At 57.2% G+C, this 18958-nt stretch carries 14 protein-coding genes; 2 read left to right on the top strand and 12 right to left on the bottom strand.

All coding sequences use genetic code 11. From position 1 onward, the window contains the following. The first annotated feature begins 161 nt into the window (after positions 1-161). Positions 162-2087 (top strand): sialate O-acetylesterase, encoded by a 1926-nt coding sequence (locus HH216_RS13200; protein WP_169551226.1) that lies wholly within the window; start codon positions 162-164, stop codon positions 2085-2087. A 187-nt stretch (positions 2088-2274) separates the two neighbouring features. Further along, on the top strand, positions 2275-3825 hold the full coding sequence (locus HH216_RS13195) for a glucuronyl esterase domain-containing protein (RefSeq protein WP_169551225.1): 1551 nt from the start codon (positions 2275-2277) through the stop codon (positions 3823-3825). A 93-nt stretch (positions 3826-3918) separates the two neighbouring features. On the opposite strand, the gene HH216_RS13190 is transcribed toward HH216_RS13195, so the two are convergent. The 12 genes from HH216_RS13190 to HH216_RS25935 all read right to left on the bottom strand — a co-directional run bounded on the left by HH216_RS13190 (position 3919) and on the right by HH216_RS25935 (position 18950). Next, positions 3919-5013, bottom strand: coding sequence for an endo-1,4-beta-xylanase (locus HH216_RS13190; protein WP_169551224.1), 1095 nt, complete (start codon positions 5011-5013; stop codon positions 3919-3921). A 215-nt stretch (positions 5014-5228) separates the two neighbouring features. After that, the gene (locus HH216_RS13185; RefSeq protein WP_169551223.1) at positions 5229-7157 is read right to left on the bottom strand and encodes an alpha/beta hydrolase-fold protein; all 1929 of its coding nucleotides are present in this window, start codon (positions 7155-7157) and stop codon (positions 5229-5231) included. Positions 7158-7192: 35 nt separating this feature from the next. Further along, the gene (locus HH216_RS13180) at positions 7193-8332 is read right to left on the bottom strand and encodes an alpha/beta hydrolase-fold protein (RefSeq protein WP_169551222.1); all 1140 of its coding nucleotides are present in this window, start codon (positions 8330-8332) and stop codon (positions 7193-7195) included. 25 nt (positions 8333-8357) lie between these two features. Then, positions 8358-9656, bottom strand: a complete 1299-nt coding sequence (locus HH216_RS13175) for a glycosyl hydrolase family 8 (RefSeq protein ID WP_217371860.1) — start codon at positions 9654-9656, stop codon at positions 8358-8360. Positions 9657-9910: 254 nt separating this feature from the next. Then, complete coding sequence (locus HH216_RS13170) at positions 9911-11029, bottom strand: alpha/beta hydrolase-fold protein (RefSeq protein WP_169551221.1); 1119 nt, start codon at positions 11027-11029, stop codon at positions 9911-9913. A 204-nt stretch (positions 11030-11233) separates the two neighbouring features. Next, complete coding sequence (locus tag HH216_RS13165; RefSeq protein ID WP_169551220.1) at positions 11234-12313, bottom strand: alpha/beta hydrolase; 1080 nt, start codon at positions 12311-12313, stop codon at positions 11234-11236. Between the two features lie 11 nt (positions 12314-12324). After that, on the bottom strand, positions 12325-13461 hold the full coding sequence (locus HH216_RS13160; RefSeq protein WP_408641794.1) for an alpha/beta hydrolase-fold protein: 1137 nt from the start codon (positions 13459-13461) through the stop codon (positions 12325-12327). A 54-nt stretch (positions 13462-13515) separates the two neighbouring features. Further along, positions 13516-14655 carry an esterase gene (locus HH216_RS13155; RefSeq protein WP_169551218.1) on the bottom strand — a complete coding sequence of 380 codons (1140 nt, stop codon included), beginning with the start codon at positions 14653-14655 and terminating at the stop codon, positions 13516-13518. Positions 14656-14702: 47 nt separating this feature from the next. Beyond that, positions 14703-16265 carry a carboxylesterase/lipase family protein gene (locus HH216_RS13150; RefSeq protein WP_169551217.1) on the bottom strand — a complete coding sequence of 521 codons (1563 nt, stop codon included), beginning with the start codon at positions 16263-16265 and terminating at the stop codon, positions 14703-14705. 59 nt (positions 16266-16324) lie between these two features. Then, positions 16325-17215 carry an alpha/beta hydrolase gene (locus tag HH216_RS13145; RefSeq protein ID WP_169551216.1) on the bottom strand — a complete coding sequence of 297 codons (891 nt, stop codon included), beginning with the start codon at positions 17213-17215 and terminating at the stop codon, positions 16325-16327. Positions 17216-17240: 25 nt separating this feature from the next. Further along, on the bottom strand, positions 17241-18098 hold the full coding sequence (locus HH216_RS13140; protein ID WP_174842712.1) for a sialate O-acetylesterase: 858 nt from the start codon (positions 18096-18098) through the stop codon (positions 17241-17243). 150 nt (positions 18099-18248) lie between these two features. Beyond that, a complete protein-coding gene (locus tag HH216_RS25935) occupies positions 18249-18950 on the bottom strand; it encodes a glycoside hydrolase family 97 catalytic domain-containing protein (protein WP_254448418.1) in 702 nt (233 codons plus the stop codon). Positions 18951-18958 lie beyond the last annotated feature (8 nt).

Here is an 18958-nt window from a genome sequence, read left to right as displayed (position 1 = left end):
TTCAATCATTTTTTGTCATGGCTCCGGCCACCCGGCCCGACGCCAGGAGGGATCTTCGGAGCGAGTTAAAACTGCCTGTTTCCGAAGATCCCTCCTGGCGTCGGGCCGGGTGGCCGGAGCCATGACAAAAAAACTCCCCCTACAACCCGTCTTTTCCCCCAATGAAATCGTTCATCTGGATTTGTCTGCTCGTACTCGTTAATCTGACAACACAGGCTCAATTACGTTTACCGAGTTTGATTAGCGACGGCATGGTGTTGCAGCGCGATACGCCCCTCAACATCTGGGGATGGGCCTCTCCCGGTGAAAAAATCGCAATACGCTTTAGCGGAAAAAGCTACAAGACGACCACCGACGCAAGCGGAAAATGGCAGGTTAAGCTACCGTCGATGAAAGCGGGTGGGCCGTTCACGATGGACATCGCAGGCAACACCCAGCTTAGCGTCAAAGACATCCTGATCGGCGACGTCTGGTTTTGCAGCGGGCAGAGCAACATGGTGCACCAGCTGAATATCCACGACGTCACCTACGCCAACGAAATCGCGACGGCCAACTATCCGCAAATCCGGCAGTTCTGGGTACCGACGCTCACCAGCCTGCAAGGCCCGCAAACCGACGTACCCAACGGGCAGTGGAAGAAGGCGGTGGGGCCGGATGTGCGGCCGTTCTCGGCGGTGGCTTATTTTTTCGCGAAGAAAATTCACCAGCAGTACAACATACCAGTGGGCATCATCAACGCCAGCGTCGGCGGAACGCCTATCGAAGCCTGGATCAGTGAAAGCGGGTTGACCAGTTTTTCGGCACTCGAAGCAACGGTGGCCCAAAATAAAGATACCAGCTACGTCAACGGCCTGACGCGCCGACAATTGGCCATGCCACGGCCCGCTCCGCCCGTCGATCTGGGCACGTCGGGCGCGACGAAGTGGTACGATCCGGCTTACATGCCGAAAGGCTGGCGGCCGATCAACGTGCCGGGCTACTGGGAAGATCAGGGCGTGAAAGACCTCAACGGCATTGTCTGGTATCGGCGCGAAATCGACGTACCAGCGGCTATGGTCGGCAAACCCGCGACGGTTTTTCTGGGCCGTATCGTCGATGCCGATGAACTGTATGTCAACGGCAAATCGGTGGGTCGGACGACGTATATGTATCCCCAACGCCGGTACAAGCTGCCCGCCAATGTACTGAAAGCCGGGAAAAACGTACTCGTGGTGCGGGTCACCAACAACGGCGGCAAAGGCGGCTTCGTCCCCGACAAGCCGTACAGTCTCTTCGCCGGTGCCGATACGGTCGACCTGAAAGGAACGTGGCAGTACAAAGTTGGCGTTGCGTTTCCGTCTATGGGCGGGGGCGGTTTTGCTGGCGGTATCAGCGCGCAGAATCAGCCGACGGCCCTGTACAACGCGATGGTAGCGCCCGAAATCAAGTACACCATCAAAGGATTTTGCTGGTATCAGGGCGAGAGCAACGCCGGAAAACCCGCCGAATACGCCCAGCTACTGCCCGCCCTGATCGCCGACTGGCGGGGCAAATGGCAGCAGGGTACGCTCCCTTTCCTGTACGTTCAGCTACCCGGCTTTATGGACTATAACTACCAGCCGTCGGAAAGCGGGTGGGCCGTTCTCCGCGAATCTCAGCTTAGTGCGCTGTCGGTACCAAACACGGCGATGGTCGTTGCCATCGATCTGGGCGAGTGGAACGACATTCACCCCGACAACAAAAAAGACGTCGGCGAACGGCTGGCGCTGACCGCGCTAAAAACGGCTTACCACGAAAACATCGTTGCGTCGGGACCACTCTATCAATCGGCCAACATCGATGGCAACAAAATCACGCTCAGCTTTACCAACGTTGGCGGTGGCCTGACAACCCGAGACGGGGAAGCGCCCGGCGACTTCGCCATTGCCGGTGCCGACAAGAAATTCGTCTGGGCCAACGCCAGAATCGAGGGCAACACGGTGGTCGTGTCGAGCGATGACGTTCCGAACCCGCAGTATGTCCGCTATGCCTGGGCCGATAACCCGGTCAACGCCAATCTGACCAACAAAGAGGGCCTACCCGCATCCCCGTTCCGCACGGACAAGTAAGCAGTTGAACAGAAGGTGCGCAAACCCCTAAATCCCCTTCAGAGGTTGTTTGGGGAACGATTTCAGGATCCTAGAATCACCTTTTTTGTCATCCCGACGCCAGGAGGGATGACAAAAACTCCTTCCCCAAACAACCTCTTAAGGGATTTAGGGGTTCGCAACCCGTTGATACTAAACCATTCACCCCATGCGTACATACCAATTCGTAACCCTGTTGGTCAGTTTGCCCGGTTGGGTGATAGCGCAACAGGCTAGCATCGACAGCAGTAAATACCCATCCCTGAAGACCATGACGGCTGTTCAGGATCAGGCGGTCATGATGCAGCAACTGGGCATCAAAACACTACGTCCTGGGCCGAGTGGAAACGAATCTGACCCTAATCATGCCAACTACGACGAAGCAACGGCAAACCCGTGTCCGCAGCTGCCCGACGCGCTGACCACGAAGGGCGGCAAAAAAGTAACTACCCCGGAGCAGTGGTGGCAGGTACGTCGGCCGGAGTTACTCGACAGCTTCGAGCAGGAAATGTACGGGCGGTTGCCGAAAACCATTCCTGCCGTGACGTGGCGGGTAAAGGTGACAGACAACGAGCAGGTCGGCCGTATTCCGGTGGTCGCCAAACAACTGATCGGCCACGTCGACAACACCGATTATCCGTTGATCGACGTCAATATCAACATGGTGCTGGTGCTGCCGCAGAACGTGAAAGGGCCGGTGCCGGTCCTGATGATGTTCGGCTTCCTGCCGCCCGCCCTACCGGCCCCGGCCCAGCCATCGCCCGCCGATCTGGAAAAGATCAACGCGACGTTCAAGGAACTGATGATCCGGCAAAACCCGGAGATGAAAGCTATTTTCGACCGGTATCCGGCTTATGCGCCAATCACGCGACTGCCCGGCCCCAACGTCTTTGCCCCCGCCCCAACCGGCGACTCACCCCCTACGGAGCAACTGCTGGCGGCAGGCTGGGGCTATTGTCTGCTGGAAGCGGGCAGCATTCAGGCGGACAACGGCGCGGGCCTGACGCGGGGCATCATCGGCCTGACGAACAAAGGGCAAACCCGCAAACCCGACGACTGGGGAGCGTTGCGGGCCTGGGCGTGGGGGGCGTCCCGCGCGCTCGATTATCTAGCAACCGAACCCCAGGTCAACGCGAAGCAGGTGGGGATCGAGGGCGTTTCCCGCTACGGCAAAGCTGCGCTGGTTACGATGGCCTTCGATCAGCGGTTTGCCGTAGCCCTGATCGGCTCGTCGGGGAAAGGCGGGACTACATTGCAGCGCCGGGTGTTTGGCGAAGCCGTCGAAAGTTTGGCCGGCAGCGGAGAGTATCACTGGATGGCGGGCAACTACCTGAAATACGCGGCAGCCGAATCGTCGTTCGGGCGAAAAACGGGGTGCGACCTTCCCATCGATTCGCACGAGCTGCTGGCTCTGTGCGCCCCCAGACCAACGTTTGTGAGCTACGGCATCCCCGAAAAAGGCGACGCCAAATGGCTCGATCAGCTGGGGAGTTACAAGGCAACCGTAGCCGCCGGACCCGTATTTAAACTACTCGGTGCCAGCGATCTGAGCGTAAACAGCGCGTACAGCCCCAGCCAGATGCCCCCCGTGCTAACCGGTTTACTTGATGGTCAACTGGCCTGGCGACAGCACGATGGCGGACATACCGACGCTCCAAATTTTCAATACTTCATCCCCTGGGCCAGTAAGCTACTCAACTACAGCCGAATACCTAAGTGACCAGCGCATAACCGTACTCATCGTGGGGGAAGCAAACCGCAAAAGGGCGTCTGGAATAATCCCCAGACGCCCTTTTCATGACTAATTGACCTGTTACTTCCCCAGCGCAATAACCTTGTAGAAAGCGGGTTTGGGTTGGTTCTTCCGGTCGAAGAGAAGCGGGTAGTTGGTCCGGCCGCGAACGGGCCAGCCATTCAGCCAGCTATCCCCGTCGTTGACACCCCAGAACGTGACACGGCTGACCTTGTCTTTGTGCTTCAGAAAAAGCTTGAACAGGGCTTCGTAGTCAGCCGCCAGTTGCGTCTGCACAGAGTCGGGCAGCGCGTCGGGGTACGGGTTAGACGTGGCGTTGGCCGTCATGCGCTGCCCCACGTCGGCACCCTGAAAATTGCGGGGCAGCACCTCGATGTCCAGCTCGGTGAACATCACTTTCAGGCCCAGGGCCGCGTACTGATTGATGCTTTCCTCGATCTCTGCCAGTGGTACCTTACCGACGTGCCAGTGCCCCTGAATACCGACGCCGTCGATACGCACCCCGGCGTCTTTGATTTTCTTGATGATGGCGATACACCCGGCGCGTTTGGCGGGTTGCTCGTTGTTGTAGTCGTTGTAATACAGTTCCGTACCGGGCGAGGCTTCCTGCGCGAGCCGGAACGCGTCGGTGATGTAGTTGTCGCCCAGATAGTTGAGAAACACCGACTTCCGTAGCGTCCCGTCCTCGTTGAGGGCTTCGTTCACCACGTCCCACGAAAAGACCTTGCCTTTGTAGCGACCAGCTACGGTTTTGATGTGGTCGGTAAAGAACGTGCGGAGCGAATCCTGACTGTGAATACCCCGAACGAAGCCCGGCAACTGACTGTGCCAGACGAGCGTATGCCCGTTGATTTTGATGTTATGCTTCTTCCCGAACTCGACCAGCTTATCGGCCATCTCGAAGGTATACGTATCCCAGCCCGGATGCACCAGCGCCGATTTCATGACGTTTTCGGGCGTCGCCATGTTGAACTGGCTGGCGATGAAGGCCGTCATTTCCGGGTCGCGCTCCTCGATCTGCGCCACGTTCAGGCAGGTTCCGATGCCGAAGTCTTTTTTAAATGCATCTTTCAGCGATGGGATTTTCTGGGCAAACAGACTCCCCGACTGAGCAACGGTCGCCAGCAGCAGAGCCGCCACGTATCGATTTTTCATGAACTTGATGAGTTAAGGTTAAGGGGATGGTTTTTACCGCCATCCAGTTTTTATCATCCCGCATTTTTGTCATCCCGACGCCAGGAGGGATCCGCTCCGGCGGCCCGGTTCGCTAGCAGGCGGTTTTCTTGCTCTTACCGAAGATCCCTCCTGCGTCGGGATGACAAAAATGCGGGATGATAAAAAACGAAAAATTAGAACACGAATGACGAGTCCTACTGAAACAGCAGCGGGGCGAACATGTACAGGTCATGCCGCCAGACGGGCCAGCTATGCCCACCGGCGTATTCGCTGTACTCGTATTTGACGCCCATATCGTCGAACTTTTTCAGCATGATCTGTCCGTTCTGGTGGGCGATGTCCTCTTTACCACCCTGCGAAACCCAGAGGTGTTTCAGGTTGCTGTTGATCGTGCTGGCGTTCTCTTTCATAAACGCATACTGCGGGTCCGACAGCTTAGGGTTGTTGGCGAACCAGCCCGAACTGAACACGCCCAGATTTGAGAACATATTCGTGTTTCGGATACCCGCGTAAAGCGTCTGCAAACCGCCCATCGACAGGCCCGCCAACGCCCGGCTTTTCGGTTCGGCGTCGACGCGGAAGTTGCTTTCCACGAAGGGGATAACGGCTCCTTTCAACTCGTTCTCGAAGGTTTTTAGTACGGTTTCGTTGAAGCCAGCCAGCCCACCGGCATTCGGGATATTCCCGTCCATCATCACGATCAGCATGGGTTTGGCTTTTCCAGCGGCAATCAGGTTGTCCAGAATCAGATCCGTCCGGCCCTGCGTCGACCAGCCGCGTTCGTCTTCGCCCCCGCCGTGGAGCAGGTACAACACCGGGTATTTCTGGCTCGCGTTCTGGTCGTAGCCCGGTGGCGCATAGACGTACATCTCGCGCCAGGCGTTCAGCGGTTTCGAGTAGTACCGTTTGATGCGGATATCACCGTGGGGAACGTCGCGCAGGGCGTAGAAAGCTTCGTCGCGGTCGGGAATTTCGATACCGCTCGCCATCCGACCCATCCCGTAGAAGGTTTCGCTCGCGGGGTCAGCTACGGGCAGGCCGTCGATCAGCAGCGAATAATAGTGAAAACCCCGGCTGATGGAATCGGTCGTCACAGACCAGAAACCGGCCGTGTCTTTCACCATGTCGTATTTCTTACCCAGGTCGACCTGCACCTTCTGGGCACCAGGCGCTTTCGTACGAAACACCACCCTATTGTCGGGTAAAATCTGCGGGTACTTCGCCGACCGGATGTTTGACGACGCGGGCGTACCCAGCACCGTGTATTTGTTCAGCGACGCCACATCGACAGGCTTGAACAGGAACTGCGAATACATGTACAGCCCGTTTTTCCAGACCTTGAAATCGTGCCCGCCCGGCTCCACGTAGTACACGTGCGGTACGTCGTGCTGGTAGAGGTAGTCGTGCGTGCGCTTGCTGAACGGAATCAGGCCGTCGGCGTCACCGCACGAAATCCAGAGTAGTTTGAGCTGCTTTTGGGCGGCTTCTAGATCGGGCACCAGTTCCTGTGGCGTTTTCGTGTTGGGGGCCGATGAAAAGCCGCCCACCCACGCGAACTTGTTCAGGTTACCTAACCCGAAATTGAGCGACTGCCCCCCACCCATCGACAGACCCGCGATGGCGCGGTGCTCGCGGTCTTTCAGGGCCGGGTACGTTTTCTCGACGTACGGAATCAGGTCGTTGAGCAGATCTTTCTCGAAGGTCGCGAAGGCTTCGACTTTGTCTTTGTCGAAGATGTTGCCCACTGCCCGGTCGTCTTTCATGGCCCGCCCGTTGGGCATCACCACGATCATCGGTTCGAGTTTGTTCTGCGCGTAGAGGTTATCGAGAATCACCTGCGGTTTGCCGCCAGTGAGCCACTCTTTTTCATCGCCACCGATGCCGTGGAGCAAATACAGCACCGGGTATTTTTTCTTCTTCGAGAAGCCGGGGGGCGTGTACACCAGTGCTTTCCGGCTGGTACCCACCGTTTTCGATGCATACTGCACCGAGTCGATCCGACCGTGGGCAATGTCTGTCCGGGCGACGTCGAAACCCGCCGGGGCTTCTTTTTCGATGGTCTGGGCATGGCTGCCAAATCCGCACAGGCCTACGATGGCTAATGCGTATACGAATGCTTTCATGTGTTTATGCTGTTTTACGGTGAATCTGAAGTAGGTTAGTTTTTGAAAATCAGGCCCGCATACTGGCGCAGCGACCGTCGCCAGGTCTGCCATTCGTGCGATGTACCCGGCGACTCGTAATACACGTGCCGAATACCGGCTTTTTCCAGACTCTCGTGGAAGTTCTTCACGCCCGTATACATCCGCTCCGGCTCCTTGGTGCCAATGCTCACGTAAACGACCTTCATCTTTTTGTTGAACGCATCCGGGTCGGCCCACGCGCCGTTGTAAAGTTGCTTGATGTCGGCACCCGGCTGCAAACGCCCCGCCCCGCTGAAGCCACCGATGTAGGCAAACTTATCGAGGTTGGTCATCGTGGTCTGAAACGTCTGGAAACCACCCATCGACAGCCCCGCCATCGCCCGGTTGTTCCGATCCGTCAGCGTACGAAATGATTTGTCGATCATCGGAATCACCTCGCCGACCAGCACTTCGGGAAACACGTTGGCCGCCATCCCGCCGGTGGTGCTGACGGGTTTGGTGGGGTCGGTAGCGTAGCCGCGTTCCATCACCACGATCATGGGCGTTGCGGCCCCTTCGGCAATCAGGTTGTCGAGAATAAAATCCATCCGGCCCTGAGCTGGCCAGCCGGTTTCATCTTCGCCGGAGCCATGTTGCAAATACAGCACCGGGTAGCGTTTTTTCGGATTTTCGTCGTAGCCGGGGGGCGTGTACACGTTCGCCCGACGCCAGGCTTTGGTGGTACCGGAGTAGTAATTCACCGAACGCACCTGACCGTGGGGTACGTTATGGGCCTGATAATAATCCATGTCCTTATCGGGGATATCGATGCCGCTGGCCATCCGGCCCATCCCGTAAAAGGTCTGGCTGGCCGGATCGCAAAGCGCAACCCCGTCGACTACCAGCGAGTAATAGTGGAATCCTTCGGGGATAGGCTCGGTCGTCACGGTCCAGAAACCGCTGGTGTCTTTCGCCATATCGTACTTCTTACCCAGATCCATCTGCACCTTCTGGGCATTTGGCGCTTTGACCCGAAACATAACCCGATTATCGGGCAGCAACTGCGGGTATTTCTGACCCGGAATATTGGTTGGTGCCGGCACACCGGTGGTCTGGGCCGGGGCCTGCAACGCCAGGGCCATAACCCCGATGAGCGACGCGAGTAACGCTTTCATGGTAGACGAGGTAAAGGGTTGGTCATTAATGGGTTTGTGGCGTTATAATCTGGTATTTCCCGCTTAGGTGCATCAGACTGAACAGGTACAGCAGCCCGTCGTAATAGGGGTCGAAATAGCCGTCGCCGTAGGGTTCGAGTTTGGCGTTCCATAGGGCGCGGACGAAATCAAGGCTGTTTTTGTCTTTGTTGACCAGCGAAAGCGTAGCCGCCGTTGACACCAACCCCAGCGAGTGCCGCAGCGTTTTGAAGCCACCAGCCGCCAACAGAAACTCGGGCTTGCTGCCGTCGGGATTAAACTGATCGCCGAACGTGCTGATACCCTGCCCGCGCAGAAAGCCCTGAAACCGGCGGGCGTAGTCGGCCTGCCAGGCCCCGTCTTTCCCCGCCCAGGTGTAGTCCATAGCGATGTTCATGGGTACGCGCCACGAGTCGAACCGAAACGCCGAGGGTGACCAGCGGGTATCGTGTGGCTTACCGCTAAACTCCGTGTAATCCGCGTTCAGGCCGGTAACGGGATGGCAGGCCCGGTGCAGAAACACCCGCGACGTGTCGGCGCATTCCCGGTAAAAGGCTTCGTGCCCGTCGTTGGCGTAGGCCGCCCATATTTCATAAAAAACGGGCAGGTGATACGAGGGGTCGGTCCAGTCGTAGCCGTTTCCTTCGGGCACAAACGTGATCTGCTTGTGTTCGGTATTGATGAGGTTCCGAATGTTGCCGGTGCCGTCTTTTTTCCACATCGCATCCAGAATCCGCCGGGCTTCGCCGTAATAGTTGATGCCTGTGTTGTTGCCCCAGCGGTTGGCCGCAAACAGCAAACTCGTAATATAGTACAGCTCACCGTCGGAGGCCGACCCTTCCGAGTTTTTCTTCATCGTCGCCGGGTTGATACTCCACGCAAAGTAGGCTTCACGCGGGCCGCTCTGGTGTTGCAGATACCGTTTCGACCAACGCCAAAGCCGATCGAAAACATCCTTTTTATCGAGTTGCACGGCGACCATCATTCCGTAGGACATGCCCTCAGTACGGGCATCGTGGTTTTTCACGTCCGACACGTAGGCCATCGTATCACCGACTTCGAAATACACCTTGCTGGGGCCCTCGAAAACGTCGTGATACGCTTTGGCCACTTTCGCGTCGATGTCGGCGGGTTTATAGCCTGCTTCCCGAAACAGATTCCGGTATTTCCCCGCCGGCAATGCTGACTTTCCAGCGTAGTTGGGCGTGGTTTTCTGTTGCGCGAAACTGAGAGAAGTTGTCAGCAAGCCAAAGAGAACAAGCACCAGCGGCAACATCAGCTTTTTCTGCATTGAGTTGGTTTTCATCGTAAGAAAATGGGGTTGTTTTGCTGTCTGTTACCACTCAGTCAACTGACAGGGATTGTTTGGGGAAGCGTTTTTGTCATCCCGACGACAGGAGGGATCTTCGGTAGCAGACGATCTTATTCAGTAAGCGCTCAAAACAGCCTCTTACCGAAGATCCCTCCTGCCGCACCGGCGGACCGGTCGGGATGACAAAAAGACGCCCAACAGCCTCTCGAGTGATTTAGAGGTAATTTAGGACCAGAAAGGAACCCCTGCTAGTTGAACAGCATCGGGGCTAGTTCGTGAAGGCTACGGCGCCAGGTCTGGAACTCGTGGCCGGTGTTTTCCGATACGTACGACACGGCCTTGTACCCGGCGGCTGTCAGATCGGTAGCCGCCTTTTTCACGCCGTCGGGACGCTCCCGGCTGCCGCAGCTAACGAAGACGAGCTTTGGTTTAGCCTTGCCGTTGAGGTCTTCGGGATTGTAGAGACCACCGCTGAGCAGGCCGTAATACCCAAACAGCTCCGGCTTGTTAAGCGTAATCATCTTGGTTTCCATACCGCCCATCGAGAGCCCGGCCATCGCCCGGTTGTCGCGGTTGGCGAGGGTGCGGAAATTGGCGTCGACGTACGGGATCAGCTCATCGGTCAGGACGGTCTGGAACGGGTCGATTTTGAACTCGCGGATCTTGCCGAATTTCACCTCGTTGGTCATGCCGTAGGTCATCACGATGATGAACGGCTTGGTCTTGTTCTCGGCAATCAGGTTGTCCATAATCAGGTTGGCGTGACCCTGATTGCTCCAGGCGGTTTCGTCTTCGCCCCAGCCGTGTTGCAGGTACAGCACCGGGTACTTTTTCGACTTGTCTTTCTCGTAGCCCGGCGGGGTATACACAAACGCCCGGCGCGAGGTGTTGGTGCTTTTCGAGGGGAAGAGGATCTGCTGCACGTTACCATGCGGAACCGCTTTCAGTTCGTAAAACGCCTGATCGTGGGCCGGAATCTCGATACCACTTTCCCACCGCACGGAGCCGTAATAGTTCTGCGCACCGGGGTCGTTGAATTTGCCGCCGTCGATGGTCACGTTGTAGTAGTGGAAACCCTCATCCATCGGGCCTTCGGTGGTGCCGGTCCAGAAGCCGTCGGCCCCTTTGGTCAGGCGCGTACCGCCCCGCCCGCCCAGTCCCAGGCTTACTTTCACGCTGTCGGCCTTGGGTGCGTTGATGCGGAAACGGGCGTACCCCTGCGAGTTTACCTGCGGGTATTCCTGCCCCGGCTGATTCAGCGCCGAGGGCTTGAAATCTTCGGCCGGGGCCGACGACGTTGTCTGCGCGAAGCTGTTCGCGCTGAGTAAGGCGGCAACAAGTACGGCCGCTGTGTTTTTACGATTCATTGTTTTATTGGTTAAGGGTAATGCTTTTTGAGTGTTTTTTTTGTCATCGTTTTTTGTCATCCCGACCGGTCCGCCGGTGCGGCAGGAGGGATCTTCGCTAGTAGGCTGTTTTGAGCTTTGACTGGTTAGAGCCGCCTGTTACCGAAGATCCCTCCTGCCGCACCGACGGACCGGTCGGGATGACAAAAAACGATGGTAAGACGCCTACCTGAACAGTTGCGGCAACGTGTTGGCGAGGTACAGTTTGCAGTTCATCCAGGTGTGCCCGCCGGGGACGATAAGCGGTTTGACGGCGACCTTCTTCTCGTTGAACATAGCGATGTTCTGCTTCACCGGCTCGTACAGAAAATCGTCCGTGCCGACGCTGATCGTGAATAGTTTCAGTTGCTTGTTCAGCGCATCTGCGTTGGGCGACCAGTTGGTGAAGTTCTTTTTGAACTCGTCGGTGGCGGTGTAGGGCGCGTAGGAACAGACATAGGCGAACGTTTCGGGGTTGGTCAGGCCGATGTTCAGCGTCTGCCCACCACCGACCGAAAAACCAGCCACTGCCCGGCCTTTACTCTCTTTGACGACGGGGTAATTGGCTTCGACAAACGGGACGATGTCGCTAACCATATCCTTCGTAAAGTCGGCCATCGGCGCGGGGCGGACGTTGCCGTAGGGCATTACAATCAGCATCGGTTTGGCTTTGCCCTGCGCGATCAGGTTATCAGCGATCAGGTTGGCGCGGCCGACTTTAGTCCACGTTTCTTCGGTGTCAGAGCCGCCGTGAATCAGGTACAGCACCGGGTACTTCGTTTTGCCGTTCGGGTCGAAACCGGGCGGGGTGTACACCAGCAACTGCCGGGTGGTTCCCAGCGTACCGGATTTGTAGTACCGGTAGCTGACCTTTCCGTGCGGTACGTTTTGCAGCGAATGCACCAGCGGCTTATCGCCTGGCACGTCGACGATGCTGCGCTTGAAACGCTCGTTGGCGAAAATGTAGGTGTTGCTGGGGTCAGCCAGTTCCACGCTGTCTACCCGGAAACTGTAGGGGTAAATGTCGGGCGTAACGGGCGGCACGGTCACACTCCAGACGCCCGACGTGTCTTTCATCAGGGCAACGGGTGCTTTCAGAAATTCGCCGTTTACCGTCACTTTCTTCGCATTCCGCGAGAAATACCGGAACGTAATGCTATGGTCGGGATGCACGTCGGGCGAGCTGATGGCCGGGGGACGTTGCTGGGCGACAGCCGTAACGCCCGAAAAAAGAACGGCCTGCAACAGATATACAATGCGTTTCATGGGCGATGGGTTTAGGGCTGAAACAACAGCGGAGTGGTGGCGGCAACGTACGTTTTAACGTTCATCCAGGTGTGGCCACCGTCGGTAATCAGGCTTTTGTAGTTCACGTTTTTCGCCTTCAGGTAGTCCATAAATTCGACCGTGCCTTTGTACAGAAAATCGTCGCTACCCACGCTGACCCACAGTAATTTAAGCTGCTTGTTGGTATTGGCTACGTTGGTTACGATGGGGCTGTAGCTGCGCTCCATTTCCGTTGGCGACAGGTACGCACTGTAGGCGCAGACCCACGCAAACTTGTCCATGTTGCTGAAGGCCGTCCGCAGCGTTTGGCCGCCCCCGCGCGAAAACCCACCGATTGCCCGGTTTTCGCGATTGGCCAGCGTTCGGTAGTTTTTCTCGATGTAGGGGATAATGTTTCCGGTCAAATCAGCCCCGAAATCGTTGGCCCGCTTTACCGCTTCGGGGTTGTCGCGGCCGATTGGGTCGGCGGGTTTGGAACCGCCCTTCTGCTCGGCCAGCCGGGCCGCAATGTTGCCGTTGGGCATCACGATAACCATCGGTTTGGCTTTGCCCTCGGCAATCAGGTTATCGAGAATCAGGTTGGTATGGCCGACCTTGAAGAAGGTTTCTTCGGTATCGGTCGTACCACTGATGAGGTAATAAACGGGGTACTTCGCCTTCGGATTTTTGTCGTAGCCCGGTGGGGTGTACACCACCAGCGACCCGGTAGTACCCTCGACAGAGGGGTAGTATTCGTAGCTGACCGACCCGTGGGGTACGTCCTTTAAGCTATGAATCAGGGGGGTATCGCCGGGAATATCGACCAGACTGGCCTTGAAGCGTTCGTTCGGGAAAAACGCGACGTTGGCCGGGTCCATCACCGTTATGCCATCGACCGAAAAACTATACGGGTAGATGTCAGGCTTTACTGGGCCAACCGTTACGCTCCAGATGCCCTGCGCGTCTTTGGTCATCGGTACGGGGGCCTTTTCGAACTGGGCACCCAGCTTCACGTCGCTGGCCGATGGAGCCAGATACCGGAACGTAACGGACTTGTCGGCGTTGACCTGGGGCGACACCACGAGGGGGCCACGGGGCGGCTGGGCGCGGACGATGCCAACCGCGCAAAGGAGGGCCACCATAAGCATGGCCCGGACCCTGTTTTGTGTATACTGTTTCATTTGGCGGGGTTTTTAGAAAAGCTACATAAAAAGTTTTTGCGCAATCGTACTCAGGTAGAGCTTACAGTTCATCCAGGTATGCCCCCCCTCCGAAAACAGCGTTTCGTGCCTGATTTTCTTCTCATCGAGCACCTTCAGGTAGTCGTTGACAACCGGGTACAGGCCATCTTCTTTTCCGACACCAATCCAGAACAGCTTCAGCCGCTGGTTGGTCTGCGCGGGATTGGCAAAAGCGGTGGCGTTGTTACGCTCAAACTCGTCTTTGAGCATACCCGGCGCAAAACCGCAGACCCAGCCAAACAGCTCGGGATTGTTTAAGCCCAGGTAGAGCGTTTCGCCACCACCACCCGAAAACCCGGCAATGGCCCGGCTGTCTTTGTCTTTTTTTACCCGATAATTTTTCTCGACAAACGGAAACAGGTTGCCCATAAAATCTTTCTTGAACTCCTGAAGATTATCCCAGTTTCGGAGGCTGCCCGACGATTTACTAATCGTCGGATAGGCCCGTCCGTAGGGCATGACGATGACCATGGGCCTGGCTTTGCCCTGCGCAATCAGATTATCGAGAATGATGTTGGCTCGTCCGACCTTGGTCCAGGTCTCTTCCAGATCCGTGGTGCCGTGCAGCAGGTAAAGCACTGGATAGGTGGCCTTTGTATCGGTTTCGTAACCCGGTGGGGTATAAATTACCACCGGTCGCTGCCCCAGTTCGGGCGATGTATAGAACCGGTACGACAAGGTCCCGTGGGGTACGTTCTGAAGGGTGTGCACCAGGGGTGTGGGGCCGGTTATCTCGACCACACTACTCTGAAATCCTTCGTTCGGGAAGATGGCCGAGTTTTTAGGGTCGGCGACCGAAATGCCATCCACACTGAACGAATACGGGTACATATCCGGCTTCACCGGGCTGGTCGTCACGCTCCAGATACCTTGTGCGTCTTTTGTCATCGGCACAGGCGCTTTCTCGAACTGGGCGTTCAGCTTTACGTCTTTGGCTGCGGGTGCCAGATACCGGAACGTGACCGTATTGTCGGCGTTGACCTGGGGCGATACCACTACCGGACCTCCGGGCGGCTGGGCCAGCGCAATCGTGTACAGACAGAACAGGTACCAAACGAACAACAGACGGCTCGCGTAGGGCGGGTGATAACGTACATCCATAGTCGATTTGGGTTAAGGTATTGGGGTAAACTGTTGACAATCAGTCGCTACTTAGCCCATGCTTCACCCTCGGGTATGCGTCGCCAGTTGAAGTATGTATTCAGTACATTCAGCGCGTCGGCACTGGGTACCGGACCCACGTGCGGGGTCTGGTTGAAGTACATCACGGCGGGGTTTGTCTTGCTGAAGACAGGCCACTGGGGTACACCCGTCCCGTTTGGGTCGCCGTATTTGGTGAAGTTGGTCCAGTACGTACCCATCGCGTCCGAAATGGCGAGGTCCGTTTTGGTCGTTTGCGGATTGGCCGGATCGATGTGCCCGAACACGTAGGAAACCTCCTGCCCATGCCCGGAACCGGCCCCCGCTTTGGGCGAATCGGCGGGATAGTCAGGATGCTGATCGAAATAATAGTAGAAGACTTTTTGCTTGCTGGTGGTGGCCTGCAAGTTGGCCCAGCTCCAGGTTTGCCAGCCGAAAGCCGCATCACGCATCAGGTCGCGGGCCGTTTTGGGTACGCTGTTCGCCCCAACCGGGTACGCTTTGAGGAGATCATCCGCAAACGGGCCGTACCGTTTCTTCGTGCTCTCAATGTATTCGCCGGGGGTTTTCGGCGGGGAAAAACTGGCTCCTTCGTCGGAGTTGTAGCCAACCAGAATAGGTGTCTGATTGTAGTTACCCGCTTCGTACAGTTTGTGCTGATCGTCGGGGATTACGTAGCCGTCGACGATCGGCCAGGACGAGCCGACGCCCCAGCCACCCGGCAGTTTGTCGGCCTCGATCTTGCGCAGGTCGGCGAGTGACGACGCACCGGCTTTCTGCGCGTAGGCTTCACCCGCTTTTTCGGCTTCGTCCAGCCGCTTCATGTTTTCGCCCGGATAGGTAGTGGCGCGCGTTGGCCCGAACGAACCGCCACTTTGTGAAATGGCCCCACGGAACAACCCTTTGGCCTGCGGAGACGCGCACAACATGCTGACGGCGATACCACCCGCCGACTCGCCGAAGATGGTCACTTTCGTGGGGTCACCACCAAACGCGGCAATGTTTTGTTGCACCCATTTCAGCCCAGCGATCATGTCCAGCAACCCGTAATTACCCGACACGCGCTGCGGATTTTCGGCGCTCAATTGCGGGTGCGCCAGAAACCCCAGCGGCCCGACCCGGTACGCAATGCTGACCACGACGACGCCCTTCTGCGCCAGCTTCTCCCCGCTGTAGTTGGGGTCGGACGTGGCACCGAAACTGAATCCACCGCCATAAATCCAGACTAGCACGGGGATGCGGTCAGTGGTCGTTCTGGCCGGGCTCCAGACATTCAAATACAGGCAGTCTTCGCTCTTTCCCGACGGCGTATTGCCGCCCTGCATAGCTGCGGGAGCAAACCGGTTGGCGTCGCGAACGCCCGTCCAGGTCTGCACCGGCTGGGGCGCCTTCCACCGCAACTCACCAACGGGCGGGGCCGCAAACGGAATCCCCCGGTAGACGGTCAGCCCCTCTTCAACCGTACCCCGAACCTGCCCACCCTTGACCCTGACGGGGGCAGGCTGCTGGGCGAAGGCAACCGCGCTGACCAGCGACAACGCAAACGCGACGAACGGATTTACTTTTTTCATGGTGTATCAATGTCACTGTAACAGGCAATTACCCTAAGCCGACGTGCCTAGTTTGGGCGTTATTTTATCCAGTTGTTCCGCTTCATCCAGTCGAAGAGCGGATCGATCCAGCCGGGTTGGCGGAAAATAAAGCCGTGATCGCCTTTGGGGTAGATGTGCATCTCGACGGGGATTTTCTGACGGCGCAGCGTTTCAAAATACACAATGCTGTTGTCGACGTCGACCACCTTGTCATCGGCCGCATGGGTCAGGTACGTCGGGGGCGTGTTTGCCCGTATCTGCTTTTCGTTGGAATACAGGTCGATGGTTTGCCGCGACGGATTCTTGCCGAGTAGATTGTCGCGCGAACCCCGGTGTGCGAGGCTGTCGCCCATGCTGATCACCGGGTACACCAGCACCTGAAAATCGGGGCGTAGGCGGGTGTTTTCGGGGTTGTCGATCAGCGCTTTTTCAAAATGCGTCGCTTCAGTCGACGCCAGGTGACCACCCGCCGAAAAACCCATGATACCGATTTTCCCCGGATCGATACCCCATTTAGCGGCACCCTCGCGCACGAGTTTGATAGCCTGTTGCGCGTCCTGCAATGGCCCGATGGTTTTGTCGGTCATGCTCGAATCACTAGGTAGCCGGTACTTGAGCACGAAGGCCGCCACGCCTTTCTGCACCAGCGCTTTCGCCGTGCCGATACCCTCGCCCTGATACACCACAACGCTGTATCCCCCGCCGGGAATGACGACGACCGCCGTACCGGTAGCGATGGCTTTGTCGGGCAGGTACACCTCCAGCGTTGGCTTCGTTACGTTCCTGAACATCCCCGACGTGTACGTTTCCTGCACCGACGACGGCTTTACGTTGGGCACGGTGCCCGCATACAGCGGGATAATCTCCTGCGCCTGCGCCGACAACCCGGACGCCAGCAGCCACACCAAAAACAGCGGGTTCTTTTTCATAGAAACGGGGGTAGCGATACCCGGTTTAGTCTTCGGCTTTAACGGTGTAGCCCAACAACGTCAGCATCTGGTAGGCGTAGCGTTTGCCCAGCTTCCGATAGCCAGCCGCGTTGAAGTGCAGGTTGTCAGACGAATCCGTACAGCCCGCCGATGAGATGACATGGGCCGTCGGGACCGCCTGGGGCAGCGTAGCGATAATCCGGTTCATGCCCGCGCAGATACCGTCCTGATCGGCGTTGACGGTTTCGCCAGCCAGCAGCGGCACGGAGTTCGGCGGCAGGTTCAGATCGGCCAGGAGGTTGTCGTATACCTTTTTTACTTTCTTCGTCCACAACGAATCGTTGGGGTTCGACTCGCCCTGATGCAGCAGAATGCCTTTGATTACGCCGTCCTGCTGCGCCCGTTTCCCCATCTCGACCAGCCGGGCGTAGGGATTGCCGCCGTATTCGCTAATGAAATTTTTCATCCAGCCCGGCACCGTCGCGACGTACGTCTGGTACTGATCTTTGTCGAACAGTTCAATTCTACAGCCACCCACGGCCACGTCGATCACGCCCACCCGCGTCGTTGGCGGCAGGTACGTCAGCAGGGTACGACCGAAGTAGTCGGCGGGGGTCAGGCCGGTGCGGCAGCGGCACAGCGGGGGAATGGCCGTGTACCAGTTCCCTTTCGTCCGGCTGAGGTCAGGGCAGTCGACGGCTTCCAGCACCTGAAACCGAGGGTTCACACCGACCGTGTCCTGCGCTTCAATTTTGGCATTGCCCTCCATGTTCGACTGCCCCAGACAGAGGTAGACGTGGAAGTTAGGGTCCTGCGCCTGGGCCGCGATACCCGCGACGCTCAGGAGTGTGGCAACGAGCAGAATCAGGTTTGTTTTTTTCATTAGCGTTTACACGTTAAATAGCTGATTTTCGGCAATTTAGTATTCACCAACAGGGCAGTATACGAGGCCGTTTTTAGTACCGAAAAATAGTCAATATTGACCGTCAGATATTGCATTTTGTACCACCCTGTTTCGGGCTATAGTCAGACGTTACTGCACGATCAGCGCAGCACCGTTGGTCGGAATGACCCACTCTACTTCCTGATTTTTTGGCAGCTTTTCGGTCGTTACTTTTCCCGTCAACTGGGCATCGTCGCTGTATAATGTATACGCTACGCCCGCTGCCATCATGGGCAGTTTCAGCTTCAGTTTGACCGGTTGTTTCTGGGCATTCACGCCCGCTACGTACCATTTCGTACCCTGCCGACGAGCCAGGACAACGTACCGGCCCGGATAGCCGTCGATGTACCGAACTTCGTCCCAGGTAGTCGGTACGGTTTTCATAAAGTCGATGGCCCAGTCCGGCGCGTCGGTGAGGTTATTGGGGGCGAGGGCAAAATGCTGAACAGGGCTTTGAAACAAAACCGCCGTGGCCAGCGCATAGACGTCGGACGTGACCCGTTTCGACCCCCGGCCGGGCGTATTCGTCGCGTTGTAGAATTTGTTCAGTGCGCTGCCGCCAAAATCCATGCTGCCCACCGTGTTGCGGATGAAGGGGTGAATGGTGGCATTGAACGCTTCCAGATCGCAACTGCGCTGCGAGAACGCGAGGTTTTCGCTGGCCAGTACGGCTTCGCTGGCGGCATAGTTGGGGTACATCCGCTCCCAACCCCGTGGCAGCGTAGACCCATGAAAAATGCAGAGGATACCATAGTCGTTGGCGTCGTACAGAATGTCTTCGTACAGCTTCATGGTTTCCT

Source organism: Spirosoma rhododendri, assembly GCF_012849055.1.
GTDB classification, from domain to species: domain Bacteria; phylum Bacteroidota; class Bacteroidia; order Cytophagales; family Spirosomataceae; genus Spirosoma; species Spirosoma rhododendri.
This window is presented reverse-complemented; position numbering and strand designations above follow the sequence as displayed.

Coding starts and splice junctions, on each gene's coding strand:
- HH216_RS13200 (WP_169551226.1), top strand. CDS start 162: ATGAAATCGTTCATCTGGATTTGTCTGCTCGTACTCGTTAATCTGACA.
- HH216_RS13195 (WP_169551225.1), top strand. CDS start 2,275: ATGCGTACATACCAATTCGTAACCCTGTTGGTCAGTTTGCCCGGTTGG.
- HH216_RS13190 (WP_169551224.1), bottom strand. CDS start 5,013: ATGAAAAATCGATACGTGGCGGCTCTGCTGCTGGCGACCGTTGCTCAG.
- HH216_RS13185 (WP_169551223.1), bottom strand. CDS start 7,157: ATGAAAGCATTCGTATACGCATTAGCCATCGTAGGCCTGTGCGGATTT.
- HH216_RS13180 (WP_169551222.1), bottom strand. CDS start 8,332: ATGAAAGCGTTACTCGCGTCGCTCATCGGGGTTATGGCCCTGGCGTTG.
- HH216_RS13175 (WP_217371860.1), bottom strand. CDS start 9,656: ATGAAAACCAACTCAATGCAGAAAAAGCTGATGTTGCCGCTGGTGCTT.
- HH216_RS13170 (WP_169551221.1), bottom strand. CDS start 11,029: ATGAATCGTAAAAACACAGCGGCCGTACTTGTTGCCGCCTTACTCAGC.
- HH216_RS13165 (WP_169551220.1), bottom strand. CDS start 12,313: ATGAAACGCATTGTATATCTGTTGCAGGCCGTTCTTTTTTCGGGCGTT.
- HH216_RS13160 (WP_408641794.1), bottom strand. CDS start 13,461: ATGCTTATGGTGGCCCTCCTTTGCGCGGTTGGCATCGTCCGCGCCCAG.
- HH216_RS13155 (WP_169551218.1), bottom strand. CDS start 14,655: ATGGATGTACGTTATCACCCGCCCTACGCGAGCCGTCTGTTGTTCGTT.
- HH216_RS13150 (WP_169551217.1), bottom strand. CDS start 16,265: ATGAAAAAAGTAAATCCGTTCGTCGCGTTTGCGTTGTCGCTGGTCAGC.
- HH216_RS13145 (WP_169551216.1), bottom strand. CDS start 17,215: ATGAAAAAGAACCCGCTGTTTTTGGTGTGGCTGCTGGCGTCCGGGTTG.
- HH216_RS13140 (WP_174842712.1), bottom strand. CDS start 18,098: ATGAAAAAAACAAACCTGATTCTGCTCGTTGCCACACTCCTGAGCGTC.
- HH216_RS25935 (WP_254448418.1), bottom strand. CDS start 18,950: ATGAAGCTGTACGAAGACATTCTGTACGACGCCAACGACTATGGTATC.